Source organism: Aureimonas endophytica (genome assembly GCF_014642635.1).
Taxonomy (GTDB): domain Bacteria; phylum Pseudomonadota; class Alphaproteobacteria; order Rhizobiales; family Rhizobiaceae; genus Plantimonas; species Plantimonas endophytica.
The window spans coordinates 313,135-336,906 of sequence record NZ_BMIQ01000004.1 but is presented as its reverse complement, the minus strand read 5'-3'; the positions used below and the strand labels follow the sequence as shown (position 1 = coordinate 336,906).

25 protein-coding genes are annotated in these 23,772 nt (G+C 70.0%); 13 read left to right on the top strand and 12 right to left on the bottom strand.

Annotated elements, in window-relative coordinates:
• Positions 1-4: 4 nt before the first annotated feature.
• A complete protein-coding gene (locus IEY14_RS15025) occupies positions 5-562 on the top strand; it encodes a cytochrome b (RefSeq protein WP_188909837.1) in 558 nt (185 codons plus the stop codon).
• Positions 563-629: 67 nt separating this feature from the next.
• Here the strand turns inward: IEY14_RS15025 and IEY14_RS15020 are convergent, their stop codons facing one another.
• From IEY14_RS15020 to IEY14_RS15010, 3 genes are all read right to left on the bottom strand, one after another.
• A complete protein-coding gene (locus tag IEY14_RS15020) occupies positions 630-2,402 on the bottom strand; it encodes a methyl-accepting chemotaxis protein (protein WP_188909835.1) in 1,773 nt (590 codons plus the stop codon).
• A gap of 286 nt (positions 2,403-2,688) precedes the next feature.
• Positions 2,689-3,309, bottom strand: a complete 621-nt coding sequence (locus IEY14_RS15015) for a response regulator transcription factor (RefSeq protein ID WP_188909833.1) — start codon at positions 3,307-3,309, stop codon at positions 2,689-2,691.
• Complete coding sequence (locus tag IEY14_RS15010) at positions 3,299-5,335, bottom strand: PAS domain-containing sensor histidine kinase (RefSeq protein WP_188909831.1); 2,037 nt, start codon at positions 5,333-5,335, stop codon at positions 3,299-3,301. The genes IEY14_RS15015 and IEY14_RS15010 overlap by 11 nt, the downstream gene beginning before the upstream one ends.
• A gap of 170 nt (positions 5,336-5,505) precedes the next feature.
• Here IEY14_RS15010 and IEY14_RS15005 point away from each other — a divergent pair, with 170 nt between their 5' ends.
• The 5 genes from IEY14_RS15005 to IEY14_RS14985 all read left to right on the top strand — a co-directional run bounded on the left by IEY14_RS15005 (position 5,506) and on the right by IEY14_RS14985 (position 10,329).
• On the top strand, positions 5,506-5,970 hold the full coding sequence (locus IEY14_RS15005) for a MarR family winged helix-turn-helix transcriptional regulator (RefSeq protein WP_188909829.1): 465 nt from the start codon (positions 5,506-5,508) through the stop codon (positions 5,968-5,970).
• Positions 5,967-8,042, top strand: a complete 2,076-nt coding sequence (locus IEY14_RS15000) for an FUSC family protein (protein WP_188909827.1) — start codon at positions 5,967-5,969, stop codon at positions 8,040-8,042. Before IEY14_RS15005 ends, IEY14_RS15000 begins: the two co-directional genes overlap by 4 nt.
• Positions 8,043-8,046: 4 nt before the next feature.
• On the top strand, positions 8,047-8,256 hold the full coding sequence (locus IEY14_RS14995) for a DUF1656 domain-containing protein (RefSeq protein WP_188909826.1): 210 nt from the start codon (positions 8,047-8,049) through the stop codon (positions 8,254-8,256).
• Complete coding sequence (locus IEY14_RS14990) at positions 8,253-9,209, top strand: efflux RND transporter periplasmic adaptor subunit (protein WP_188909824.1); 957 nt, start codon at positions 8,253-8,255, stop codon at positions 9,207-9,209. Before IEY14_RS14995 ends, IEY14_RS14990 begins: the two co-directional genes overlap by 4 nt.
• A gap of 136 nt (positions 9,210-9,345) precedes the next feature.
• Positions 9,346-10,329, top strand: a complete 984-nt coding sequence (locus IEY14_RS14985) for a tagatose kinase (RefSeq protein ID WP_188909822.1) — start codon at positions 9,346-9,348, stop codon at positions 10,327-10,329.
• A gap of 22 nt (positions 10,330-10,351) precedes the next feature.
• On the opposite strand, the gene IEY14_RS14980 is transcribed toward IEY14_RS14985, so the two are convergent.
• Together IEY14_RS14980 and IEY14_RS14975 are read right to left on the bottom strand one after the other, a co-directional pair.
• Positions 10,352-11,779 carry an ArnT family glycosyltransferase gene (locus IEY14_RS14980; RefSeq protein ID WP_188909820.1) on the bottom strand — a complete coding sequence of 476 codons (1,428 nt, stop codon included), beginning with the start codon at positions 11,777-11,779 and terminating at the stop codon, positions 10,352-10,354.
• Entirely contained in the window at positions 11,776-12,057 is a 282-nt protein-coding gene (locus tag IEY14_RS14975; RefSeq protein ID WP_188909818.1) for a lipid-A-disaccharide synthase N-terminal domain-containing protein, read from the bottom strand. The genes IEY14_RS14980 and IEY14_RS14975 overlap by 4 nt, the downstream gene beginning before the upstream one ends.
• 423 nt (positions 12,058-12,480) lie before the next feature.
• Between IEY14_RS14975 and IEY14_RS14970 the strand changes: the two genes are divergently transcribed.
• On the top strand, positions 12,481-13,032 hold the full coding sequence (locus IEY14_RS14970; protein ID WP_188909816.1) for a cytochrome b: 552 nt from the start codon (positions 12,481-12,483) through the stop codon (positions 13,030-13,032).
• 7 nt (positions 13,033-13,039) lie between these two features.
• Here IEY14_RS14970 and gshB read toward each other — a convergent pair whose 3' ends face one another.
• From gshB to rph, 6 genes are all read right to left on the bottom strand, one after another.
• Complete coding sequence (gshB, locus tag IEY14_RS14965; protein ID WP_188909814.1) at positions 13,040-13,984, bottom strand: glutathione synthase; 945 nt, start codon at positions 13,982-13,984, stop codon at positions 13,040-13,042.
• 67 nt (positions 13,985-14,051) lie between these two features.
• Positions 14,052-14,429 carry a YraN family protein gene (locus tag IEY14_RS14960; protein ID WP_188909812.1) on the bottom strand — a complete coding sequence of 126 codons (378 nt, stop codon included), beginning with the start codon at positions 14,427-14,429 and terminating at the stop codon, positions 14,052-14,054.
• Positions 14,426-15,331 (bottom strand): 16S rRNA (cytidine(1402)-2'-O)-methyltransferase, encoded by a 906-nt coding sequence (rsmI, locus tag IEY14_RS14955; RefSeq protein WP_188909811.1) that lies wholly within the window; start codon positions 15,329-15,331, stop codon positions 14,426-14,428. The genes IEY14_RS14960 and rsmI overlap by 4 nt, the downstream gene beginning before the upstream one ends.
• On the bottom strand, positions 15,331-16,539 hold the full coding sequence (gene hemW, locus IEY14_RS14950; RefSeq protein ID WP_188909809.1) for a radical SAM family heme chaperone HemW: 1,209 nt from the start codon (positions 16,537-16,539) through the stop codon (positions 15,331-15,333). Before hemW ends, rsmI begins: the two co-directional genes overlap by 1 nt.
• Positions 16,536-17,189 carry an RdgB/HAM1 family non-canonical purine NTP pyrophosphatase gene (gene rdgB, locus IEY14_RS14945; protein ID WP_188909807.1) on the bottom strand — a complete coding sequence of 218 codons (654 nt, stop codon included), beginning with the start codon at positions 17,187-17,189 and terminating at the stop codon, positions 16,536-16,538. Before rdgB ends, hemW begins: the two co-directional genes overlap by 4 nt.
• On the bottom strand, positions 17,186-17,914 hold the full coding sequence (gene rph, locus IEY14_RS14940) for a ribonuclease PH (protein WP_188909805.1): 729 nt from the start codon (positions 17,912-17,914) through the stop codon (positions 17,186-17,188). The genes rdgB and rph overlap by 4 nt, the downstream gene beginning before the upstream one ends.
• 122 nt (positions 17,915-18,036) lie before the next feature.
• On the opposite strand from rph, the gene hrcA reads away from it, so the two are divergent.
• The 4 genes from hrcA to vapC all read left to right on the top strand — a co-directional run bounded on the left by hrcA (position 18,037) and on the right by vapC (position 20,562).
• Complete coding sequence (hrcA, locus tag IEY14_RS14935) at positions 18,037-19,137, top strand: heat-inducible transcriptional repressor HrcA (RefSeq protein WP_188909803.1); 1,101 nt, start codon at positions 18,037-18,039, stop codon at positions 19,135-19,137.
• A gap of 82 nt (positions 19,138-19,219) precedes the next feature.
• Positions 19,220-19,888, top strand: a complete 669-nt coding sequence (gene grpE, locus IEY14_RS14930) for a nucleotide exchange factor GrpE (protein ID WP_188909801.1) — start codon at positions 19,220-19,222, stop codon at positions 19,886-19,888.
• A gap of 72 nt (positions 19,889-19,960) precedes the next feature.
• Positions 19,961-20,173, top strand: a complete 213-nt coding sequence (locus tag IEY14_RS14925; protein ID WP_188909800.1) for a type II toxin-antitoxin system VapB family antitoxin — start codon at positions 19,961-19,963, stop codon at positions 20,171-20,173.
• Positions 20,170-20,562, top strand: coding sequence for a type II toxin-antitoxin system VapC family toxin (vapC, locus tag IEY14_RS14920; RefSeq protein ID WP_188909797.1), 393 nt, complete (start codon positions 20,170-20,172; stop codon positions 20,560-20,562). The genes IEY14_RS14925 and vapC overlap by 4 nt, the downstream gene beginning before the upstream one ends.
• A gap of 3 nt (positions 20,563-20,565) precedes the next feature.
• On the opposite strand, the gene folD is transcribed toward vapC, so the two are convergent.
• Positions 20,566-21,471, bottom strand: a complete 906-nt coding sequence (gene folD / locus IEY14_RS14915; protein WP_188909795.1) for a bifunctional methylenetetrahydrofolate dehydrogenase/methenyltetrahydrofolate cyclohydrolase FolD — start codon at positions 21,469-21,471, stop codon at positions 20,566-20,568.
• 59 nt (positions 21,472-21,530) lie between these two features.
• On the opposite strand from folD, the gene IEY14_RS14910 reads away from it, so the two are divergent.
• Both IEY14_RS14910 and IEY14_RS14905 read left to right on the top strand, forming a co-directional pair.
• On the top strand, positions 21,531-21,815 hold the full coding sequence (locus IEY14_RS14910) for a hypothetical protein (RefSeq protein WP_188909793.1): 285 nt from the start codon (positions 21,531-21,533) through the stop codon (positions 21,813-21,815).
• 18 nt (positions 21,816-21,833) lie between these two features.
• Positions 21,834-23,762 (top strand): methyl-accepting chemotaxis protein, encoded by a 1,929-nt coding sequence (locus tag IEY14_RS14905; protein WP_210318430.1) that lies wholly within the window; start codon positions 21,834-21,836, stop codon positions 23,760-23,762.
• The last annotated feature ends 10 nt before the right edge of the window (positions 23,763-23,772 follow it).

Below are 23,772 nucleotides of genomic sequence, written 5' to 3'. Positions count from 1 at the left end.
ACCGATGCGCTGGCGCAACGACCGGGCGGGCTATGGCGGGGTGGCGATCCTCCTCCATTGGGCGATCGCGCTCGTCTTTCTCGGCGAATGGCCGCTCGGGATGCTGACGCAGCGCAGCGCCGAGGACCCGGCGCTGCAATTCGAACTCTACCAATGGCACAAGTCGGTGGGCTTCCTGATCCTCGCGCTCGCCCTGCCCCGCCTCGTCTGGTCGCTGGCGAGCCGGCGTCCCGCTCCGGCCGGCGGGCTCGGCCCGGCCGAAATCCTCGCCTCGCGCGCCGTCCATCAGGCGCTTCTCGCCCTTTCCGTCGCCGTGCCGCTGGCGGGCTGGGCGATCGCCTCAAGCTCGCCGCTGCGCATTCCGAGCTATGTCTTCGATCTCGTCGTCGTGCCGCCGCTGCCGCTCGGCGTCTCGGATGCGGCGGAGGCCTTCTGGTCGGAGCTCCATGCGATCCTCGCCTATGCGGCGGGCGCGCTCGTCCTGCTGCATGCCTCGGCGGCCCTGGCCCATCAGTTCGTCCGCCGCGACGCGGTGCTGCGGCGGATGCTGCCCCGGCGCTGAGAGGCCGGCTGGAAAGACGAAGGGCCGCGCTTCGGCGGCCCTTGGCTTCTTCATGGAAGAGACGGGATCAGAACTCGTCCCAGGTCTCCGCCGCCGCCCGGGGCGCCGCGCCGCCGCGTCCCGTGGTCCGCATCTGCGTCACCGGGGCGGCCCGCGCCGCCGGCCGCGCCGCGCGCCCGCCGCCCGCCGCGACGCGCCCGGTCTGGAAGCGCTGCATCAGCTGGGCGAGCTGGTCCGTCTCGGCCTGGAGGGTCCTCGCGGCGGCGGTCGTCTCCTCCACCATCGCGGCGTTCTGCTGCGTCACCTTGTCCATCTGGTCCGCCGCCGTCGAGACTTCGCGCAGCGACGTCGCCTGTTCGCGGGCCGAGCGGGCGATCTCGGTGACGACGCGGGCCATGTCGCCGACGCAGGCGACGATCTCGTCCAGGCTGCGGCCGGAAGCGGTGACGAGTTCGACGCCGTTGGCGACCTGGGCGGAGGAGGCCGAGATGAGGTTCTTGATCTCCTTCGCCGCTTCCGCCGAGCGCTGGGCCAGCGCCCGCACTTCCTGGGCGACGACGGCGAAGCCGCGTCCCGCCTCGCCGGCCCGCGCCGCTTCGACGCCCGCGTTCAGGGCGAGGAGGTTCGTCTGGAAGGCGATCTCGTCGATCACGCCGATGATCTTGCCGATCTCGGTCGAGGAATGTTCGATCTGGCCCATGGCGGCGACCGCCTCGGAGACGATCGCGCCGCCGCGCTCGGCATTCTTCTGGGCGGTGCCGGCCGTTTCCTGCGCCCGGCCCGCATCCGTGGCGGTGACGTTCACCGCGCGCATCAGTTCCGACAGCGCCGCGACGGTCTCCTCCAGCGAGGCCGCCTGCTGCTCGGTGCGCTGCGACAGGTCCGAGGACGCGACATTGATCTCGGCGAGGCCCGTCTGGATGGTCTTCGACGTGTCCTGCACCCGCTCCACCACCTCCTGGAGGCTTTCCGCCGCGCGGTTGAAATTGGTGCGGATCGAATCGATCTCGGGCGGGAAGGCTATGGTGATGCGGCGGTCGAGACGGCCGTCGGCGATGTCGCTGAGCGAGTTGCCGACTTCCGCGACCGCGTGGACGCGCGGCGTGACGTCGGTCATGAACTTCACGACCTTCACCACCTTGCCCTTGGCGTCGAGGATCGGGTTGTAGGAGCCCTGGGCCCAGACCTCGCGCCCGCCCTTGGCGATGCGGCGATATTCGCTGACCTGATGCTGGCCGGACCGCAGGCGATCCCAGAAATCGGCATAGTCGCGGCTGGAGCGCGCCGCCTCGTCGACGAACATGCTGTGATGCTTGCCGACGATCTCGGAAAGCTCGTAGCCCATGGTCTTCAGGAAGTTGGGATTGGCCGAGAGGATCTGGCCCTCGGGCGTGAATTCGATGATCGCCTGCGAGCGGCCGATGGCGGCGATCTGCGCCGCGAAGTCGATATTCTGGAGCCGCTCCTTCGCATCCGCCCATTCGACCACGAAGCCGACCACGGTGCTGCCGCTGCGCAGGGGGGCGACGAGGAGATCGAAGACCCGCTGGCCGACGCGGATGGTCGCGCTGTGCGGCTTCTGGAGCGAGGCGAGCAGCTGGCGCTGATGGCTCGGGTTCTTGTGGAAGATGTCGATATTGCTGCCGATCAGCTTGTCGACGCTGAACTGCGGCAGCTCCCGCTTCAGATCCGCCTCCGCCTCCTTGAGCAGGTCGCGCAGCGAGCCGTTCATGTAGAGGATGCGCAGCTTGGCATCGGCCAGCATGACATTGGCGCGCAGGGCCTCGAGGGCCAGTTCCTTCTGGGCGGCTTCGCTTTTCTTCAGCAGATCAAAGGCCATGGCCGGACCGTTCAAAAGGGTTGTCGATTCAACACGGCCGCTCGGCTCAGCAAGGCCGATTCGCCCTCGCCGGTCGGCAGGCCGTTCAAATGTGATTAGACGCCTTAATACTGAACGAGAGCTTTATGGGGCGAAAAAAATTCGCGGAAACCGCGCGCGCTCGGCAATAGGCATCAGGCTTTTTGTTCCAAGAAGATGCAACATTCCATGCGAGCGACAGCGATGCGACCGACAATTGTAGCATTTGGCAATCAAGTTTGCTGAATATCACATTTCGACCCATGCCTCACGTTTCGGAAGACCTGAGGGTCTCGCGAAACATCCTTGCGACATCCACGGCATTCTCCGCTCCCATCTTGGTCATCAGCTTGGCGCGATGAACTTCCACGGTGCGGGGACTGACATTGAGCTCGCGCCCGATGATCTTGTTGGCCTTGCCGGCCGCGACCATTTCCAGCACTTCGCGCTCGCGCGGCGTGAGGGAGGCGATGCGGGCCTTCAGATCGCTGAGCCGGTGGCGCGCTCCGGCCGCTTGCCGGTCCTTGGCGAGGGCCTGGCGCACCAGGGTCAGGATCACGACGTCGTCGAAGGGCTTCTCGATGAAGTCGAAGGCGCCTTCCTTCATCGCCCGCACCGCCATCGGCACGTCGGCATGGCCGCTCATCACGATGACGGGCAGGTCGAGACCGGAGAGGCGCAGGCGGCGCAGGAGTTCGATGCCGTCGAGGCCCGGCATGCGGACGTCGCTGAGGACGCAGCCCGCGATGCCCGCGCCGGCGGCGGCGAGAAAGTCCTTTGCGCCGGCATGGGCGCGCATCGCGATGTCGTGGACCTGGAACAGGAGGGCCATCGACTGTCGCACGTCCGCGTCGTCGTCGATGACGTGGACCAGCGCTTCAGGCGGCATGCGTCCGGCCCTCCGCCGGCGGGCACGGCACGGTGAAGCGGAAGGTGGTGCCGCCCGCCTCGTTCGCCTCCGCCGCGATCCGCCCGCCATGGCCCTCGACGATGCCGCGGCAGATCGAGAGGCCGACGCCCATTCCGTTCGGCTTGGTGGTGTGGAAGGGCTGGAAGAGCTTGGCCGCGATCTCGGGCGGCAGGCCCGGCCCGGTATCCTCGACCAGGATCTCGACATGGGTGCCGCCGGCCGCCGGCCGCGCGACGATGCGCAATTCGCGGTGCGGCCGGCCCTGCATCGCCTCGATGGCGTTGCGCATCAGGTTCACAACCACCTGCTGGATCTGCACCCGGTCGGCGATGACGACGCGGACGGCGGGATCGATCTCGATCCGCAGCGCGATGTCGGCGTCGCGCGTGCCGACGAGCGCCAGCGCCGAGGCCTCGTCGAGAAGCTTCGGCAGGGCCTCCCGCTGTCGCCGCCCCTCGCTGCGGCCGGCGAAGGCGCGCAGCGCCCGGATGATCTCGCCGGCGCGCTTGGCCTGGCCGGCCGCGTCCGCGATCGCCCGGGCGAGCAGGTCCTCGGGCTCGGCGCCGCGCCCGTCCGGCGCGCGCTCGACCAGCCGGCGGCAGGCGCCGAGATAGTTGGAGATGGCCGTCAGCGGCTGGTTGAGCTCGTGCGCCAGCGCCGAGGCCATCTCGCCGAGCGCGGTGAAGCGCGACATGTGCAGGAGCTCGGCCTGCATCTCCTCGACGCGCTTCTCGGCCTGCCGCTTTTCGGTGAGATCGCGAATGAAGCTGGCGAAGACGCGCTCGGTGCCGGTGCGGATCTCGCCGATGCTGAGCGACATCGGAAAGGTGGTGCCGTCCTTGCGCCGGCCCCGGATCACGCGCTCGGCCTCGCCGCCTTTCCCGCCCTCGCTTTCCGGCCGATGGCGGCCGAGCGCGGCGGCATGGACCGCGCGGTGGCGTTCCGGCAGAAGGAGACGGACATTGGCGCCGATCACCTCCTCGGCCCGATAGCCGAAGCAGCGCTCGGCCGCCTGGCTGAAGGACCGGACGGTGCCTTCCGCGTCGGTGACGATCATCGCGTCCGGCACCGTCTCGATGATCGAGCGCAGATATTCCTCGCCGATCTTGCGCTCGTGAATGTCCTCCGTCGTGCCGTACCAGCGCAGGATCGCGCCATCGGCGCCGAAGCGCGGATAGGCCCGGCTGAGGAACCAGCGATAGTCGCCGGAGCGCATGCGCGCCCGCATTTCCAGCCAGAGCGGTCGGCCCTCGGCGAGCGAGCGCCGCCAGGCCTCGCGCGCGCGGGGCCGGTCCTCGGGATGGAGGGCGTCCAGCCAGGATGTGCCGGTATGGGCGAGGCCGGTCAGGTCGCGCCAGCGGATCGAGACCTGATCGACCGTCCCGTCGCCCTGCGTCGTCCAGGCGATCTGCGGGCTGAGCTCCACCGCGTGGCGATAGTTGTCCTCGCTCTCGCGCAGCCGTTCCTCGGCGAGACGCTGGCGCCGCTGGGCGAGGACGGTCGCCGTCGTCTCGGTGCAGACGCAGAACAGCCCGCCGACCGCGCCGGCCGCATCGCGGATCGGCGACAGCGAGAAGGCGAAATGCGCCTCCTTCAGCCCCTCGCCGCGATCGAGGTCCAGACGGATGTCGTCGCGATAGGCCGGATGGCCCGCGAAGACGCGCTCGACGAGCGCGGCCAGAGGGTCGCGCGCTTCGCGCCAGACATCGAGGAACGGCCGGCCGAGGGCCGCCGGATGCTTGGCGCCGAGCAGCGCGACATAGGCGTCGTTGTAGACGAGCCGGTGCTCGGCTCCCCAGAGCAGGAACATCGGCTGCCGCGATTCGAGCATCAGCGCCACGAGGGCCGCGACCCCGGCCGGCCAGTCCTCCCGCCGGCCGAGCCCCAGATCCGTCCAGTCATGCGCGCGGATCGCCGCCGCCATGGGGCTCGCGCCGATCGCCGCGAGCGGATCGCCTTCCCCGCGCGCCGACGGCCCGCCGCCTGTCTCCGATCGTCCGGTCATGCCATGGCGCCCCTCCTGCCCCCCGGCGATGGAAGATGCCAGCCGTGTCCGGGAGGGGAAAGTTACGGTCGGGACAGGATTCCGCAATTCCGTAAGCCGGCTATCGATTCGTCCCGGCGCGACCGACAGACTTCATTGCATCCTATCAGATAGGAGACTACCTAGTTCCCATGCTTCCTCCGGCCGCCCTTCGCTTCGCCGTCACCGCCAATCTCGAACGGATCGGCCGGCAATGGCGCCGTCTCGCCCGCGAGACCGTCGAAAGCCACGGCATTTCCCAGGCCTGCGGGCTGCCGCTGATCTCGATCGGCCGGCTCGGCGAGGGCCTGCGCCAGGGGGCGCTGGCCGAGGAGGTCGGCATGGAGGGTCCCTCGCTCGTGCGCCTCCTCGACCAGCTGGCGGCGGCCGGCCTCGTCGAGCGGCGCGACGATCCGAGCGACCGCCGGGCGAAGACGCTCTGGCTGACCGACAAGGGCCGCGCGATCACCGGACGGATCGAGGCCGATCTCGCGGCGCTGCGGGCAAAGGTGTTTGCCGACGTCCCTTCGGCCGATCTCGAGGCGGTGCTGCGCGTTTTCGCCACGATCGAGCGCGCCGGCGCGCTCGCCACCGACAGCGAGGCGAATGCCGCATGACCGCGCTCTTCCCCACCTGGCGGGAATGGCTCTTTTCCGCCAAGAGCTTCGTGGCGGCGATGCTGGCGCTCTACATCGCGCTCGCCGCCGGCCTGCCCCGTCCCTATTGGGCGATGGCGGCTGTCTATGTCGTCGCCAATCCCCTGTCGGGCGCGACGCGCTCCAAGGCGCTCTACCGGGCGCTCGGCACCTTCATCGGCGCCGCCGGCGCCGTTCTTCTCGTGCCGCTCCTCGTCAATGCGCCGGAACTGCTCAGCCTCGCCGTCGCGCTCTGGACGGGCCTCTTCCTCTTCGTCTCCATGCTCGACCGGACGCCGCGCTCCTATGTCTTCATGCTGGCCGGCTATTCGCTGCCGCTGATCGCGCTGCCGACCGTCGGCAGTCCCGAAACCGTCTTCGACGTCGCCGTGGCGCGCTCCCTGGAGATCACGCTCGGCATCGCCTGCGCGAGCCTCGTCCATTCGCTCGTCTTTCCGACCGCGGTCGGCCCGACGCTCGGCGCCCAGGTCGCGCGCTGGAAGAACGACGCGGCGGCCTGGATCGCCGACATCCTGAAGCGCGAGGACGCGGGCGCCGTCGGGCGCGAAAGGCTGCGGCTCGCCGCCGACATCCGCTCGCTCGACATGCTGATCAGCCAGCTCGCCTATGACACGGCGGCCAGCGACGCGGTGCGCGGCGCGCGCGAATTGCGGGCGCGGCTCGGCATGGTGCTGCCGATCCTCTCCTCCCTCGGCGACCGGGCGGGCGCGATGCGCGCGGCGGGGGCCGAGCCGGAGGCCTATCCGGCCGTCAAGGCGGCGCTCCTCACCTGGATCGCCGATCCCGCCGGAACCGAGGCGGAGGCCGAGGCGCTGCGCCGCCGCATCGCGGCGATGGAACCGGGCGGTGCCGCCGCGACCGGCTGGCCGGGCCTGATCCTGTCGAGCACGCTCGCCCGGATGCGCGATCTCCTCGATCTCTGGCAGGACATCCGCGTCCTCGAAGCGCGAATCAGTGCCGGCAAGCATGCCAGGGGCCGGCTGCGCGGACTGCGCCTGCGCGACGTCTTCCGCCCCGTCCACCATTACGATTTCGGCCTGATGGCCTTCTCGGCCGGTTCGGTGGTCCTCGCGACGCTCGCCGCCTCGCTGCTCTGGATCGGCACCGGCTGGGTCGAGGGGTCCGGCTGCGTGATCATGACGGCGGTCGGCGCGTCCTTCTTCGCCACTTCCGACGATCCCGCCCCGCAGATCCGCTCCTTCACCGTCTGGATGACGATCGCGGCCGCGATCTCCGGCGTCTATCTCTTCGCGATCCTGCCGGTCGTCCACGGCTTCGAGATGCTGGTCGCGGCCTTTCTCGTGCCCTTCCTCGTCGTCGGCACGCTGGTCGGCCGGCCGCAATTCATGCTGGTCGCGCTGCTTCTGGCGGTGAACATCGCCTCGCTCGTCGGCATCCAGGAAAGCTACAGCGCGGATTTCGGCAGCTTCGTCAACGGCAACCTCGCCTCGATCGCCGGCGGGTTCTTCGGCCTCGCCTGGACCATGGCGACGCGGCCTTTCGGCGCGGCGCTCGCCGCCAAGCGCCTCGTGCGGGCCGGCTGGCGCGACCTCGCCGCCATCGCCGGCGGCGGCACCAGCCGGCGGGCCGACGAGCGCTTCGCCGGCCGGATGCTCGACCGCGCCGGCCAGCTGGCGCCGCGTCTGGCGCTGACCGCCGATCCCGACACCATGTCGTCCGACAGTCTCGGCGAGCTGCGCCTCGGGCTCAACCTCGTCCAGCTGAAGCGCGTCGCGCCGCGCCTGCCGCGCGAGGTCGCGGCGGCGGTCGACAGCCTGCTCGGCGGGATCGCGACGCTCTTCGCGCGCCGCGCCGAGACGGGCCGGGCGCTGCCGCCGGACGCGGCGATCCGCGCCGCGATCGACCGCCTGCTCGACCGGCTCGCCGCCGCGCCCGCCGATGCCGCCCGGCAGGACGCGCTCCATGCCCTGGTCGGCCTCCGGCGCGCCCTCTTTCCCGCCGCCCCCGCCCCGGCGCTGCGCGAAAGGCAGGAGGACGAGCCGCAGGCGCCCTTCGCGGTGGCGGCGGAGTGACGGAATGATCGGCGATCTCGACCTCTTCGGCGTCTTCGTGCCGCGCCTCCTCGTGCTCGGCCTCGTCGCCCTCGTCCTCAACCTTCTCCTGAAGCGGCTTCTCGCCCGGCTCGGCGCCTATCGCCTCGTCTGGCACCCCGCCCTCTTCGACCTCGCGCTCTTCCTGGTCCTCGTCGGCGGCCTCAACATCGCATTCGATCGGTATTTCGCATGAGAAAGCTCCTCGGCTCCCTCGGCCGCATCGTCGTCACGCTCGCCGCCGTCGCGGTGGCGGGGGTCTTCGCCCTCGATCTCTGGGACTATTACATGCTGGCGCCCTGGACCCGCGACGGGCATGTGCGCGCCGACATCGTCGGCATCACGCCCGACGTCTCGGGCCTCGTCAGCGAGGTCCTCGTCCGCGACAACCAGGTCGTCCACAAGGGCGACGTCCTCCTGCGGGTCGATCCGCAGCGCTTCCAGCTGGCGCTGCGGCAGGCGGAGGCTTCCGTCGCCGCACAGGCCGCGACGCTGGACCAGGCCCAGCGCGACAGCGAGCGCTATCGCCAGCTCAGCCGCGACGTCGCCTCCGAGCAGCGGGTCGAGCAGGCCGTCTCGGCCGAGAACGTCGCCGCCGCCAACTACCAGCAGTCGCTCGTCAATCGCGACGTCGCGGCCCTCAATCTCGCGCGTTCCGAGATCCATGCCGCCGCGAACGGCATCGTCACCAATCTCTCGCTCAATCCCGGCGACTACGTTTCGGCCGGCAAGGCGGTGATGGCGCTGGTCGACACGGATTCGCTGCGCGTCGAGGGCTATTTCGAGGAAACCAAGCTCGACCGCATCGCGGTCGGCGATCCGGTCGACATCCGCCTGATGGGCCGGCACGCGGCGCTGACGGGCCGGGTCGAAAGCGTCGCCGGCGGCGTCGAGGATCGAGAGCGCAGCAACGGCACCAGCCTTCTCGCCAATGTCACGCCGACCTTCAGCTGGGTGCGGCTCGCCCAGCGCATCCCGGTGCGCGTCGCCCTCGACAGGGTGCCGGAGGACCGGGGACTGATCGTCGGCCAGACGGCGACCGTCGCGGTGCGCGGCGACGCGGCCGCGAGCCGGACCCTGCCGGGCCGGGCGCTGCTCGACCGGCTCGCCGCGCTCTTCGGCCTCGGCACGGCGCAGGCGGCCGGCTGACGCCCCCGTCCCACGCATCCGATGCTTGACTTTCCGCGCGCCGGCGATTTTGTTGCGAAATACAACAAACAGGGCGCCAGCCGGCAGGGGGGGGGGAGGACAAGGATGAGGCAGCGGTCGAAGAGGGAATGCGGGCATGGCTGAGCCGTCGCGACTGGCGCCGGACGCGCTCGGCCCGACCGTCGTCATCGGCGAGATCCTCGTCGAGATCATGGCGCTGACGCGCGGCAACGGCTTCCTGGAGCCGATCGAGCTCGTCGGCCCCTATGCCAGCGGCGCGCCGGCGATCTTCATCGATCAATGCGCGCGGCTCGGCGGCGCGGCCGGCATCGTCGCCTCGGTCGGCGACGACGATTTCGGCCGGCTGAATGTCGAGCGCCTGCGGGCCGACGGCGCCGACGTTTCCGCCATCTCGGTCAGCCCGGACTTTCCGACCGGCAGCGCCTTCGTGCGCTATCGCGAGGACGGCTCGCGCGACTTCGTCTTCAATATCGGCAAGTCGGCAGCGGCGCTGATCGGTCTCACCGACGCGGCGAAGGCGCTGTTCGAGCGGGCCGGCCATCTGCATGTCATGGGCACGGCCTTCGCCATTCCCGGCGCCTGGGAGATGATCGAGCACGCGCTCGGCGTGATCAAGGGGCGCGGCGGCAGCGTGTCCTTCGATCCGAACCTGCGCAAGGAACTGCTTGGCCAGGGCCAGACGCAGGCGCGCTTCCAGCGCCTGCTCGATCTCGCCGACCTGCTCCTGCCCTCCGGCGACGAGCTGTTCGTCGCGGCGGGCGTCGAGGGCGAGGAAGCGGCCGTCGCGGCGCTTTTCCGGCGCGGCATCGGCGAGATCGCGCTGAAGCGCGGCGAGAAGGGATCGAGCTTCTTCGGCGGCGACGGAACACGCATCGACCGGCTGGCCTTCGCGGTGACGGAGGTCGATCCGACGGGGGCCGGCGACTGTTTCGGCGGCGCCTATGTCGCCTGCCGGCGGCTTGGCATGGCGCCGGCGGAAGCGCTCGACTATGCGAATGCGGCGGGCGCGCGCAACGTCTCGGTGCGGGGGCCGATGGAGGGCGCCGGCACGCGGGCCGAGCTCGACGCCTTCATCGCCGCGACGCCGCGCCTGCCTTGAGCGCCCGCGACGCCTTGCGGCTTCAACCGCCGGGCGTCGCGCCGAGCTGCTCGGCCGAGAGGACATAGACATGGTCGTCGCGATAGGGGCGCGTCAGCAGCGTTCCCGTCGCGGCCGCCGCCACGCTGTCGTCATAGGACACGACGATGCCGCCCGGATGAGCCTTGGCCCAGGCCGGCGCCGCGTCGTCGTCGATCGTGTCGAGCGGACGGGTCAGCCGCCCCAGGAATCCGAACTCGGCGGCGTAATTGCCCGCGAAGGCCATCGGCCGGTCCCGCTCGCGGGCGAGGAGATCGGCCACCGGCTGGAGCTCCAGGAGCGGATAGGCGGTGAAGGCCGCCACGACCTGCGCCGCCATCAGGACGCCGCCGGTGGCATAGGCGCGCCAGACGAGGCTGCGCGGCGGCAGGGCGGCCAGCATCCAGGCGAAGAGGATCGTCAGCGGCGCGACGATCGGCAGGATGTAATGCGGCTGCTTGCCGGAGATCAGGCTGAAGACGACGAGGATGCCGAGCGGCCAGAGCAGCAGCAGCCGGAGGACGCGCCCTTCCCCGTCGCCCTCTGCCGCCCCGGCGACGCGCCGGCGGAGGGTGGCGAGCGCCCGCCAGAATTGCGGCAGGAACAGCCAGGGCAGGCCGATGATCGGCAGGAGCATGAGGTAGAAATAGACCGGCCGCGGATGCGAGGCCGCCATCCGGCCCGAGATGCGGCCGGCCGACTGGTCCCAGATCAGCTCCTTGGCGAAGCGCCCGTCGCTCGCCGTCAGCGCCGGCACCAGCCAGAGGGCGACGACCGCGAGGGCGACGAGGAGCGCGAGGCCCGCCCCGCGCCAGAGCCGGGCGGTAGAGAGCGTCTCGCGCTCGCCGCGCCAGAGCGGGTAGAGAAGGAGCGGCCAGACGGCATGGATCAGCGTCGCCGGCCCCTTGGCGAGGATGCCGAACCCGAGGCCGAGCCCGACGAGAAGCACGCCTTTGCGCGTCTCGCCGCGCGCCAGCGTCAGAAAGCCGAGCACCGCGACGAGGACGCAGGCGGTGAGCAGGAGGTCGAAGAGGATCAGCCCCGCATAGATCAGGAAGACGGCGTTGCCGACCATCAGCCAGGGCAGGCGCGCCTGGATGTCGGGACGCTCCGGCAGGAGGGCGCGGGCGAGCCGCCCCGTCAGCCAGACGACGAGCGAGGCGACGGCGAAGACCACCACGCTCGCGCCGAAGCGACCGACGCCGAAGACCAGCCAGGACAGGTCGATCAGCCAGAAGAGCAGCGGCGGCTTGTCGTCATAGGCCGCGAAGTTCATCGTCGGCACGAACCAGTTGCCGTTCTGCCACATCTCCCAGGCGACGGAGAAATAGCGCGTCTCGTCCGGCGAGAGCACCGGACGGAGCGCGGGCGACAGGAGGCAGAGGACCGCCAGGATCGAATAAGGCGCGAGGGCCCGCAGGCCCGGATTCATGCCTGAGCTTCGGCCGCGACCAGCTTCGGACGGCGGAAGGTGAGGTTCCGGCCGTAGACGAGAATGCCGAAGGCCTGCCCCATCATGATGACGATGTCGCGCTGGTGCACGGCATAGGCGAAGAGCAGGAGGCTGCCGACGATGCTGAAATACCAGAAGGAGCGCGGCACGACGCTCTCGCCCCGGCGCTCCGAGGCGATCCACTGCACGAGGATGCGGCCGAAGAACAGGCCCTGGCCGATAAAGCCGATAATGAGCCAGACCGTGCTTTCGGTCATCAGGTTCGTCTCCTCAGACTCGGCCGGCCAGACCCGCCGACAAGGGCTTTCCCGGCCGACGCCGGCAGCGGTGCCGCCGCCTCGGCGCCCGGCCCGCATCCGTCGAATGCATCCGGCATGGAACAGACGGAAAGGATCATGGCATCCCTCATGCGCCGCGCCCGGTCGGGCGTCGACCGGCGGGACCCATCGCCCTGTCCCCGATTTTCTTCGGCAAGTCCTATAAAGTTTTGCAATGCAAAGGTCCACCGACCGGCCGTTTCCCGCGTCCAGTCTAGCCTTCAAGAATGTTTTCAAGCTGTTGAGCGAACTCGGCCGGCGCGCGGGCCGGCAAGGCCCGGACCGTTCCCATTCGCGGCGGAACCGGCGATAAGCACCGCCGCGCCAGCTGCCCGGCAGGCGGACAGGCAAAGGAGCGGGCCGATGGCGGTGGCATTCTCACGCGGCGAGACGGTTCGGCCCCTGCCGGCCGCGATCCGGCGCTTCCATTGGCTGACGGTGCTTCTCCTCGCGGCGATGTTCGCGCTCGCCTGGAGCTTCGACTGGCTCGGGGCCAGCGATCTCGGCGCCGCGCTCGTCGACTGGCACCGCTCGATCGGCATCGCCCTCTTCGCGCTGGTGCTCCTGCGCCTTCTCTGGCGCGCCACCCACCGCATCGATCCGGTGCCGGGCGGCGCGCCGCGCTGGGAGCGGGCGCTCGCCGCCCTCGTCCAGGGCGGGCTCTATCTCGGCCTTCTCGTCATGCCCGTCCTCGGCTGGACCGCTTCGGCTCTGTCCGGCGACACGATCCGCCTGTTCGGCTTCGCCCTGCCGGACGTCCTGCCGATGGACGAGGATCTCAGCGACCGGCTCTTCGCCCTGCACGGGACGCTGGCCTGGCTGCTCCTCGGTCTCGTCGCGCTGCATGTCGCGGGCGCGCTGCGCCATCATTTCGTGAAGCGCGACGGGCTGCTGAACCGCATGCGGATCGGCTGAGGGCTGGTCAGCGCGCCACCTTCTCCTCGATCCTGTCCCAGAGCAGCGCGGCGATATCGGCGCCGCCGAAGCGCTTCACCTCGCGGATGCCGGTCGGCGAGGTGACGTTGATCTCGGTCATGTAGTCGCCGATCACGTCGATGCCGACGAAGAGGAGGCCGCGCCTGCGCAGTTCCGGGCCGATGCGCTCGCAGATCTCGCGCTCGCGCGCCGTCAGTTCGGTCGCCTCCGCCCGTCCGCCGACATGCATGTTGGAGCGCGCGTCGGTCTCGGCCGGCACGCGGTTGATCGCCCCGGCGAACTCGCCGTCGACGAGGATGATGCGCTTGTCGCCCTTGCGCACGTCCGTCAGATAGCGCTGCACGATGAAGGGCTCGCGGAAGAGGATGCCGAAGGTCTCCAGGAAGGAGGACAGGTTGCGGTCGTCGGGTCTCAGGTGGAAGACGCCGGCCCCGCCATTGCCGTAGAGCGGCTTCAGCACGATCTCGCCGAACTCGGCGCGGAAGGCGGCGACCTCGACCGGGTCCTTGGTGATCAGCGTTTCCGGCATGAGGTCGGAAAATTCGGTGACGAAGATCTTCTCCGGCGCGTTGCGCACCGAGGCCGGGTCGTTGACCACCAGCGTCTGCGGATGGATCCGGTCGAGGATATGGGTCGAGGTGATATAGGCCATGTCGAAGGGCGGGTCCTGCCGCAGCAGCACCACGTCCATGGCGGCGAGATCGATCTTCTCCTGCTCGGCGAGGACGAAATGCTTGCCCTGCTCCTCGGCGAGCTGCATTACCTCGGCGCGGGCCGTCGCGCGGCCGTCGCGCAGGCTCAGGCGGTCGGGCGTGTAGTGGAACAGGCGATGGCCGCGCCGCTGCGCCTCCAGGCAGAGCGCGAAGGTGGAATCGCCCTTGATGGTGATCGAGGACACGTGGTCCATCTGGACCGCAACGTCGAGGGGCATGGCTTCGCTCCGTCCGCTTCTCCCGCCCGAGGTAGCGGGCCGCTCGCGGCATGGCAATCGGCAAGCGTCACCGCGCCCGCCAGGCATCCTTCACATGCACCGGCCAGCGGCGGGGCAGGATGGCGACGATGTCGAAGCGCAGCGACAGGCGATGGGCGTCGCGCTGGCGCGCCAGCCAGAGATCGGCGGCATGGGCGATGCGCCGCTGCGCCTCCGGCCCGACGGCCTCCATCGCCTCGGCCAGCGTCGGGCGCGCCTTCACCTCGACGATCGCGACGAGATCGCCGCGCCGGGCGACGAGGTCGATCTCGCCGAGCCGGGTGCGGTGGCGCCGCGCCAGGATGCGGTAGCCCTTCAGCCGCAGCGCCCAGGCGGCCAGCGTCTCGCCGCGATGGCCGAGGGCGAAGCCCGCGCGGCGCCGGGCGCGGGCGGTGTCGTCGCTCACGCGCCCGCCTTCATGGCGAGCGCCCGCTGATAGAGGTCGCGGCGGGAAAGGCCCGTCAGACGCGCCGCCTCGCGCGCCGCCTCGGCCGGCTTCATCTCGGCGAGGAGGCCGGCGAGGATCGCATCGGCATCGGCGGCGCCGGCCGCGCCCTCCGCCTCCGGCGGGCCGATCGCGACGACGATCTCGCCGCGCACCCGTTCCATCGCCTCGAATCCCGCCGCGAGTTCCGGCAGCGTGCCGCGATAGACGGTCTCGAAGGCCTTGGTGAGCTCGCGGCAGACGGCGGCGGGGCGCGTATCGCCCAGAACCGCCGCCATGTCGGCGAGGCTGTCGCGGATGCGATGCGGCGCCTCGAAGAAGAGAAGCGTCGCCGGCACGCGCGCCAGTTCCTCCAGGCGCTGGCGGCGGGCGCCCTCCTTCTGCGGCAGGAAGCCGGCGAAGAGAAAGGCGTCGGACGGCAGGCCCGAGGCGAGAAGCGCCGAAAGCACCGCCGAGGCGCCGGGAATCGGATGGACCGCGACGCCGCGCGCGATCGCCTCGCCGACGAGCCGGAAGCCCGGATCGGAGACGAGCGGCGTGCCGGCATCGGAGACGAGCGCGACGCTCCGGCCGGCTTCCAGGGCCGCCAGCAGCTCCGGCCCGGCCTCGGCCGCGTTGTGCTCGTGATAGGGCGTCAGGCGCCGGCGGATGCCGTAGCGCTGGAGGAGAACCTGCGTCACCCGCGTGTCCTCGCAGGCGAGGATGTCCGCGCCGGCGAGAAGATCGAGGGCGCGCAGCGTGATGTCGCCGAGATTGCCGATCGGCGTCGCGACGAGATAGAGGCCCGGCTCCGGCCGGGGCGCGGCGAAGCCCTGGTCGCGGATCGCGAAGCGCCGCTCCGCCGCCCCTTCCTCCACCGCCATCAGCAGAGATCGGCGACGACGGCGTCGAGCACCATCATCCCGGCCGGGGTGGCGCGGATGCGGTCCGGCCCGAGCCGCTCGATCATGCCGTGCTGGGCGAGGTCGGCCTCGCTCGCCCGGTCGATGTCGCGCCCGGCGAGCCGCCGCCAGCGCGTGAGGTCGATGCCCTCGGAAAGCCGCAGCCCCATCAGCAGCAATTCGTCCGCCTCCTCCGCCGGGGTGAGGAGATCGTCGGTGACGATGCCCGTCTCCCAGTCCTCCACCATCCGCAGCCAGGTTTCGGGATGGCGCTCGGTGGCGATGGCATGGCGCCCGCCCGGCCCCTTCAGCCGCCCATGGGCGCCGGGGCCGACGCCGGCATAGAGGCCGTAGCGCCAATAGGTGAGGTTGTGGCGCGATTCCGCGCCGGGCGCCGCGTGATTGGAAATCTCGTAGGCCGGCAGCCCGCGCCGGCGGGTGATCGATTGCGTCGCCTCGTAGAGATCGGCGGACAATTCGCCGTCCGGCACCTTCAGCTTGCCCGCCGCGCGCAGCGCATGGAAGGGCGTGCCTTCCTCGATGGTCAGCTGGTAGAGCGAGAGATGGTCGGCCGCGAGATCGATCGCCTGGTTCAGCTCCGCCTCCCAGGCGGCGAGGCTCTGCCCGGGCCGGGCATAGATGAGATCGAAGGAAAGGCGCGGGAAGATCTCGCGCGCGAGGCCGATCGCCCGCAGCGCCTCCGCGATGCCGTGCAGCCGGCCGAGACGCTTCAGATCCGCCTCGTTCAACGCCTGGACGCCGAGCGAGACGCGGTTGACGCCCGCCGCGCGATAGCCGAGAAAGCGCTCCGCCTCGACGCTCGACGGATTGGCCTCCAGCGTCACCTCGGCATCGGGCGCGACGGTCCAGTTCGCCGCGATCGCCTCCAGGATGGCGCCGACCGTTTCCGGCCGCATCAGGGAGGGCGTGCCGCCGCCGAAGAAGACCGAGGTGACGGTCTCGCCGCGCGAACGCGCCGCCATCGCCGTCAGTTCGCGGGCGAAGGCGGCGGCGTAGCGCGCCTGGTCCACCGGCTGGTGGCGGACATGGCTGTTGAAGTCGCAATAGGGGCACTTCGCCGCGCAGAAGGGCCAGTGGACATAGACGCCGAAGCCCGGCTCGCGCGAGGTCGGCGACGACGGGGCGGCATGGCTCGCCCCGGCGGCCTGGAGGAGCCGGCCCCCGCTCATCCGGTGCCCGGCTCCCCGAGCATCGCCTCGGCGAAGAGCTTGAAGGCGCGGGCGCGGTGCGACAGGGCCGTCGCGTCGCCCGGCTTCCAGCCGTGCTTCTCGTCGGAGGAGAGTTCGCCGAAGGTCTTGTCCATGCCCTCCGGCTGGAAGAAGGGATCGTAGCCGAAGCCGAGCGTGCCGCGCGGCGGCCAGACGATGGTGCCGAGGATCTCGCCCCGGAACTCGCGCGTCGTGCCGTCCGGCCAGGCGAGGGACAGGACCGAGACGAAGCTCGCGCTGCGCCGGTCCGGCGTGGTCGCGCCGGCCGCCTGGAGCTTCTCCTCGACATTGCGCATCGCCTGCGCGAAATCCTTCGACGCGCCGGCCCAGCGGGCCGAATAGATGCCGGGATCGCCGCCCAGCGCCTCGACGCAGAGGCCGGAATCGTCGGAGAGGGCGACGAGGCCCGAGGCCTTCGCCGCCGCCAGCGACTTCAGCCGCGCGTTTTCCTCGAAGCTCGTGCCGGTCTCCTCCGGCTCGTCGAGCCCCTTCTCGGCGGCCGAGACGACGGCAAGGCCGAAGGGCGCGAGAAGCTCGCGGAATTCCCGCACCTTGCCCTCGTTGTGGCTGGCGACGAGAAGCGGGCCCGCCGCCGGATCGAGCCGGCTCACGCCGCCGCCCCGGCGATCGCCGCCTTCTGCCGGGCGACGAGATCGGCGATGCCGGACTTGGCGAGGCCCATCAGGGCCGAGAATTCCGCTTCCGAGAAGGGCGCGCCTTCCGCCGTGCCCTGGATCTCGACAATGCCGCCGGCGCCGGTCAGGACGAAATTGGCGTCCGTCTCGGCGGCCGAATCCTCCAGATAGTCGAGATCGAGCACCGGCTCGCCCTTGTAGATGCCGCAGGAGACTGCCGCGACATGGTCGCGGATCACCTTCTCGCGGCTCACCATGCCGCGTGCCTCCATCCAGGCGAGGCAGTCGTGGAGGGCGACGAAGCCGCCGGTGATCGAGGCCGTGCGCGTGCCGCCATCGGCCTGGATCACGTCGCAGTCGACGGTGATCTGCCGCTCGCCGAGGGCGCCGAGATCGACGACGGCGCGCAAGGACCGGCCGATGAGCCGCTGGATCTCCAGCGTGCGGCCGGACTGCTTGCCGCTCGCCGCCTCGCGGCGCATGCGCTCGCCGGTGGCGCGCGGCAGCATGCCGTATTCCGCCGTCACCCAGCCTTTGCCCGTGTTCTTCAGGAAGGGCGGGACGCGCTCCTCGATGCTGGCGAGGCAGAGGACATGGGTGTCGCCGAACTTGACGAGGCAGGAGCCTTCCGCGTGTCGGGACACGCCGCGCTCCAGCGTCACCGGGCGAAGCGCGTCGAAGGCTCGTTTGGAAGGCCGCATGATGAAGTCCGTTCGTGATCGTCCGCCGCTTCTATCCCCGCCTCCGCGCCCGCGCAACGCAGGTGACGCGCGCGGCCTCCCGACACTATATTGGAGGGGTCGCAGCCATCGATGCCGAATCCATGAACGAGTTCCGTCTCCCCGCCGACAGGCTGTCCGGCCCGCTCGACGAGCGGGCGCGGGAAATCTTCCGTCTCATCGTCGAGTCCTATCTCGATATCGGCGAGCCGGTGGGCTCGCGCTCGCTGTCGCGCCTTCTCACCACCTCGCTGTCGCCCGCCTCGATCCGCAACGTGATGAGCGACCTGGAACAGCTGGGCCTCATCTACGCGCCCCATGTCAGCGCCGGGCGCCTGCCGACCCAGCTCGGCCTGCGCTTCTTCGTCGACGCCTTCCTGGAGGTCGGCGACCTGCCGCAGGACGAGCGGCGGACGATCGAGGACAAGGTGCGCAAGACCGGCGACGAGCGCTCGATGCAGACCCTCCTCACCGAGGCGAGCCAGCTCCTGTCCGGCCTGTCGCGCGGCGCGGGGCTGGTGCTCGCCGCCAAGACCGACCTGCGCCTGAAGCATGTCGAGTTCATCCGCCTGGAGGCGACCAAGGCGCTGGCCGTGCTCGTTGGCGAGAACGGCGATGTCGAGAACCGCATCGTCGACCTGCCGGCGGGCATCACCGCCTCGCAGCTGGTCGAGGCGGCGAATTTCCTCAATGCCCATATCGTCGGGCGCACGCTCGCCGAGGCGCGCGAGCGGATGGAGGCGATGCGGGCCGAGACGGCGGCGGCGCTGGACTCGCTGTCGCGCCGTCTCGTCGACGAGGGCCTCGCCCTCTGGTCCGGGGCGGACGCCAACCAGCCCTCGCGCCTCATCGTGCGCGGCCGGGCCAATCTCCTCGACAACGTGACGGCCGCCGAGGACCTGGAGCGGCTGCGCCTCCTCTTCGACGACCTGGAGACCAAGAGCGGCCTGATCGAGCTTCTCGACCTCGCCGAGACGGGCAACGGCGTCCGGATCTTCATCGGCTCGGAGAACAAGCTCTTCTCCCTTTCGGGCTCCTCGCTGGTGATCGCTCCCTATAACGACGCGGAGGGCAAGGTGATCGGCGCCGTCGGCGTCATCGGCCCGACGCGGCTGAACTACCGGCGGATCGTGCCGATGGTCGACTACACCGCGCGGCTCGTCTCCCGGCTGCTCGGCCGGCCGGCCGGCGGGGGCCGGCCTTGATTTTACGGGACCGCCCATCGATATCGGCGGCGAGGATTCGCCCGGCGGAGAGACAGCCGGGCCTTTCGACGAAGGGGCAGAGATGACGAGCGAAACCGGCCAGCGGACCGAGACCGAGACGCCGGAGGATGCGACCGGAACTCCGGCCGCCGAGGCGGCGCCGAAGAGCGGCTTCTCCGACGACGCGGCGGCGGCCTTCATCAGGGACGCCGCCGAGGCGCGCATCGCCGAGCTCGAGGCGGAGATCGCCGAGCACAAGGACCGGGCGCTGCGCGTCGCGGCCGAGATGGAGAATCTGCGCCGGCGCACCGAGCGCGAGATCAAGGACGCACGCACCTACGCGGTGACGAATTTCGCGCGCGAGATGCTGAACGTGATGGACAATCTCGGCCGCGCCATCGCGGCCGTCCCGGCGGAGGAGCGCGCCGCCGGCGCGAACGGCCTCACCCATCTCATCGAGGGCGTCGAGATCACCGAGCGCGGCCTGCTTTCGGCGTTGGAACGCTTCGGCGTGAAGAAGCTGGAGCCGACCGGCCAGCGCTTCGACCCGAACTTCCATCAGGCGATGTTCGAGGTGCCGAACCCGGACGTGCCGAACAACACGGTCGTGCAGGTGGTGCAGGACGGCTATGCCATCGGCGACCGCGTGCTGCGCCCGGCCATGGTGGGCGTCGCCAAGGGCGGCCCGAAACCCGCCCCGGAACCCGCCCCCCGCGCCGGCGAGACGAGCGAGCCCGGCACGGCGAACTGACACCCGTCGCGCCCATCCTCGCGACAGGCTAGGATGGGCGCGTCGTCCTTCGTCCGACACGGAGATTCGAAGATGGGTGTGAATGTCGTCATCGACGACGCCTTGCTCGCGGAAGCCGTCGAAATGGCAGGGCTCGACTCGGACAGTGCCACGGTCGAGCAGGCGCTGCGGCTGCTGATCGAGAACAATCGCCGACGTCGCGCCATCGAGAGTCTCCGGGGCCTGGGCTGGGAAGGCGATCTCGATGCCATGCGCGAGGGACGCGACGATCACAGCGGTCGATGATCCTCGTCGACAGTTCCGTCTGGATCGATCTCCTGCGCGATCGGCAAACCCCGGCGACGCGCTTTCTGGAGGATCGCTCCTCCAATAAGATGGACCTGATCGTCAGCGATCTCGTTCTACTCGAAGTGTTGCGCGGCGCCCGCGACGATGCTCACGCCGCCCGACTCGAGCGTGAACTGCGCCGCTTCCCGGTTGTCGAGACGATGTCCGAAAGGGTCGCCGTCGAAGCGGCGCGGATCTATCGCGCCCTGCGCGCCGAAGGCGTCACGATCCGCAAGACGGTGGATCTCGCGATCGCCACCTTCTGCATCCTCAACGGCCACGCGCTGCTGCAAAGCGACCGGGATTTTCCCCCGATCGCTGCGCGTTTTCCTCTCCAACTCGTCTGACGATCAGAACTTCGGCGCCGCGCGTCCGGCGGCGCGGCAGGCGGAGACCAGCGTGTTCGCCATCAGCATGGCGATGGTCATCGGCCCGACCCCGCCCGGCACCGGGGTGATCGCCGCCGCCCGCTCCGCCGCTTCCGCATAGGCGACGTCGCCGACGAGCCGCGTTCTGCCTTCGCCCTTCTCGGGAGCCTCGACGCGGTTGATGCCGACATCGATCACCACCGCGCCGGGCTTCACCCAGTCGCCCCGGATCATTTCCGGCCGCCCGACCGCCGCGACGAGGATATCCGCCATGCGGCAGAGCGCCGGCAGGTCGGCGGTGCGCGAATGGGCGATCGTCACCGTGGCATTGGCCGCGAGGAGAAGCTGCGCCATCGGCTTGCCGACGATGTTGGAACGGCCGACCACCACGGCATGGCGGCCGGATAGGTCCTCACCCAGCGCGTCGCGGATGAGGATCATCGCGCCGGCCGGCGTGCAGGGCACGAAGGCAGTCGCGACGTCGCCGATGCCGACGAGGCCGACATTCGTCAGATGGAAGCCGTCGACATCCTTCTCCGGAGCGATCGCGCGGATCACCTTGTTGGCGTCGATCTGGCGCGGCAGCGGCAATTGCACGAGGATGCCATGGATCGTCGGATCGCCGTTCAGCCGCTCGACGAGATCCAGAAGCTCGGCTTCCGGCGTTTCGGCGCCCAGCACGTGCTTCACCGACTTGAAGCCGCATTCCTCCGCCATGCGCGCCTTGGAGGCGACATAGACCTGGCTCGCCGGGTCCTCGCCGACGATCACCACGGCGAGGCCCGGCCGCCGGCCGGTCGCGGCTTCGAGCGCCCCCGCCTCCGCCTTCACCCGCTCGACGAGCCCCGCCGCCCGCGCCTTGCCATCGATCCGCTTCGCTTCGCTCATTCGCCCGCCTTTCGTCGTCAGCCGGCTTATAAGCCTTCGCCCGCGCCAAGCGAAGCGTCATGCTGCGGCGCGGCAATGTTGCGTTCGAATACTGTCCGGCCTTGCCTGCGACGGGTCCGGTGGCGATGGAAAACCGATCTTCCGAAAGCAACGCCCTCCGAACCCGGCCTGAGCCTTCAACAACAAACCGTGAAGATGCTGACCGCCCCTTGCCTTCCGCAGCGGCGCGACCATTTCGCGCCGTCTCTCGCAACGTCTTGTTCCGGTTGCGGATCAAGCTTTGCAACCAAAAGTCGGGCGAGAAAAAATTAAACTTGCCAGGCTACGAATGGGCCATCGACTGATTTGATGGCTGACAATCGATGCTCGGAAACGTCAAGATAGGACTCAAGATCACCGCGGTCGCCCTCGGCATCAGCCTGATGGGCCTCGGCGCCTCCGTTTATGCCGGCCGGTCGATCATCGCGATCGACGCCGCCTATTCCGACCTGATCGAGAATCCCGACAAGGCCTCGGTCTCGCTGTCGCGGGTGAACCGGGCGATCAATGCCATGGGTTACGGCGCCTATAAGGCGATCGCCTATGACGACGCGGTCGCAGAGAAGGCGGTCGAGCAGATCAAGGCCGCGATCGCGAGTGCGCACGACAATCTCGCCGATGTGAAGAAGCGGATGCCGGAGCGGTCGGCCATCTGGGACGATTTCGACGCCCAGTTGACGCAGATCGCCGATCAGGTCGTCGTGGCCGGCGAGAAGGGCGCGAAGAGCGACAATGACGCGGCGCGCACCATCATGGCGAAGCTCGATCCGCAGATCGAGGCGCTATCCGCCAAGATTTCGTCGGCCAACAACGACCAGATCCAGTTCGTCACCCAGCAGTCGGACGCGCTGACCGGGCAGTCGAACGGCACCAGCATGACCGTCCTGCTCATCGCCGTCATGGCGGCCGTCGCCGGCATCGCCGGCTCCCTTCTCGTCTCGACGAAGGGCATCACCGGGCCGCTGACCCGCCTCGGCCAGAGGATGGCCGATCTCGCGGCCGGACGCGTCGATACGGTGATCGAAGGCCAGGAGCGCCGCGACGAGGTCGGCACGATGGCCAAGTCCGTGCAGGTCTTCAAGGACGCCATGATCGAGCAGCGGCGCCTGGAAGCGGAGGCCCAGGCCTCGCGCGAGGCGCAGGCCGCCAATCGCGACCGGCAGGCGGCCATCGACAATGCCAAGGCCGAGGATCTGAAGGCCTTCGTCCATGCGGTGGAAGCGGGCTTCGACGCGCTGGCCTCCGGCGACCTGACCGTCCGGATGAACCAAAGCGTGGCGCCGGAATTCGAGCCGATCCGTCAGCAGTTCAACACCTCCGTCGCGGCGCTGGAAGAGGCGATCGGCTCGGTCGTCGGCTCGGTCGGCACGATCCGCGTCGGCCTCGGCCAGATCAATGTCGCCTCCTCCGACCTCGCCCAGCGCACCGAGCAGCAGGCGGCGTCGCTGGAGGAGACCGTCGCGGCGCTCTCGGAAGTGATGCGCGGCGTCAACGGCACGGCGGAAGCCGCCGTCGCGGCGCAGAGCACCGCCTCGACCGCCCAGACCAGCGCCGAAAAGGGCGGGGCGATCGTCGGACGGGCGGTCGAGGCGATGAGCGGCATCGAGCGCTCCTCGGCCGAGATCGGCAAGATCATCGGCGTGATCGACGAGATCGCCTTCCAGACGAACCTTCTGGCCCTGAACGCGGGCGTGGAAGCCGCCAGGGCCGGCGAGGCGGGACGCGGCTTCGCGGTGGTGGCGCAGGAAGTGCGGGGTCTGGCGCAGCGCTCGGCGGAAGCGGCGAAGGAGATCAAGAACCTCATCTCGGCCTCCTCCGCCCAGGTCACCGACGGCGTCGAGCTCGTCACCGCCTCGGGCCGCAGCCTGGAGGAGATCGTGTCGACGGTCGGCGACATGGCGCGGATCGTCGGCGAGATCGCCCGCTCGGCCCGCGAACAGGCGACGTCGCTGCGCGAAGTCTCGACGGCGGCGGACCAGATGGACAAGGTGACGCAGCAGAACGCGGCGATGGTGGAAGAGACGACGGCGGCGGCGCAGTCGCTGTCGGCGGAAACGCAGGAGCTCGCCCATCTGACGGAGCGCTTCCGCACCAAGGCCGGCGCACCGGCACCCGCCGCCGCGAACCGCACCCCGAGCCGCCGCCCGTCGTCCCCCGCTCCGTCCCGCCCCGTCGCCCAGCTGCGCACGACCGGCCATGGCGGCGCGGCGCCGAAGCCGGCGGCGAGCGCCGACGACTGGGAAGAGTTCTGACCGGGATTTC

Coding starts and splice junctions, on each gene's coding strand:
- IEY14_RS14925 (WP_188909800.1), top strand. CDS start 19,961: ATGGGTGTGAATGTCGTCATCGACGACGCCTTGCTCGCGGAAGCCGTC.
- IEY14_RS15025 (WP_188909837.1), top strand. CDS start 5: ATGCGCTGGCGCAACGACCGGGCGGGCTATGGCGGGGTGGCGATCCTC.
- IEY14_RS14970 (WP_188909816.1), top strand. CDS start 12,481: ATGGCGGTGGCATTCTCACGCGGCGAGACGGTTCGGCCCCTGCCGGCC.
- gshB (WP_188909814.1), bottom strand. CDS start 13,984: ATGCCCCTCGACGTTGCGGTCCAGATGGACCACGTGTCCTCGATCACC.
- hrcA (WP_188909803.1), top strand. CDS start 18,037: ATGAACGAGTTCCGTCTCCCCGCCGACAGGCTGTCCGGCCCGCTCGAC.
- IEY14_RS14905 (WP_210318430.1), top strand. CDS start 21,834: ATGCTCGGAAACGTCAAGATAGGACTCAAGATCACCGCGGTCGCCCTC.
- rsmI (WP_188909811.1), bottom strand. CDS start 15,331: ATGGCGGTGGAGGAAGGGGCGGCGGAGCGGCGCTTCGCGATCCGCGAC.
- vapC (WP_188909797.1), top strand. CDS start 20,170: ATGATCCTCGTCGACAGTTCCGTCTGGATCGATCTCCTGCGCGATCGG.
- grpE (WP_188909801.1), top strand. CDS start 19,220: ATGACGAGCGAAACCGGCCAGCGGACCGAGACCGAGACGCCGGAGGAT.
- IEY14_RS15020 (WP_188909835.1), bottom strand. CDS start 2,402: ATGGCCTTTGATCTGCTGAAGAAAAGCGAAGCCGCCCAGAAGGAACTG.
- folD (WP_188909795.1), bottom strand. CDS start 21,471: ATGAGCGAAGCGAAGCGGATCGATGGCAAGGCGCGGGCGGCGGGGCTC.
- rph (WP_188909805.1), bottom strand. CDS start 17,914: ATGCGGCCTTCCAAACGAGCCTTCGACGCGCTTCGCCCGGTGACGCTG.
- IEY14_RS14990 (WP_188909824.1), top strand. CDS start 8,253: ATGAGAAAGCTCCTCGGCTCCCTCGGCCGCATCGTCGTCACGCTCGCC.
- IEY14_RS14985 (WP_188909822.1), top strand. CDS start 9,346: ATGGCTGAGCCGTCGCGACTGGCGCCGGACGCGCTCGGCCCGACCGTC.
- IEY14_RS15005 (WP_188909829.1), top strand. CDS start 5,506: ATGCTTCCTCCGGCCGCCCTTCGCTTCGCCGTCACCGCCAATCTCGAA.
- IEY14_RS15000 (WP_188909827.1), top strand. CDS start 5,967: ATGACCGCGCTCTTCCCCACCTGGCGGGAATGGCTCTTTTCCGCCAAG.
- IEY14_RS14980 (WP_188909820.1), bottom strand. CDS start 11,779: ATGAATCCGGGCCTGCGGGCCCTCGCGCCTTATTCGATCCTGGCGGTC.
- hemW (WP_188909809.1), bottom strand. CDS start 16,539: ATGAGCGGGGGCCGGCTCCTCCAGGCCGCCGGGGCGAGCCATGCCGCC.
- IEY14_RS15010 (WP_188909831.1), bottom strand. CDS start 5,335: ATGACCGGACGATCGGAGACAGGCGGCGGGCCGTCGGCGCGCGGGGAA.
- IEY14_RS14975 (WP_188909818.1), bottom strand. CDS start 12,057: ATGACCGAAAGCACGGTCTGGCTCATTATCGGCTTTATCGGCCAGGGC.
- IEY14_RS14910 (WP_188909793.1), top strand. CDS start 21,531: ATGCTGCGGCGCGGCAATGTTGCGTTCGAATACTGTCCGGCCTTGCCT.
- IEY14_RS15015 (WP_188909833.1), bottom strand. CDS start 3,309: ATGCCGCCTGAAGCGCTGGTCCACGTCATCGACGACGACGCGGACGTG.
- IEY14_RS14995 (WP_188909826.1), top strand. CDS start 8,047: ATGATCGGCGATCTCGACCTCTTCGGCGTCTTCGTGCCGCGCCTCCTC.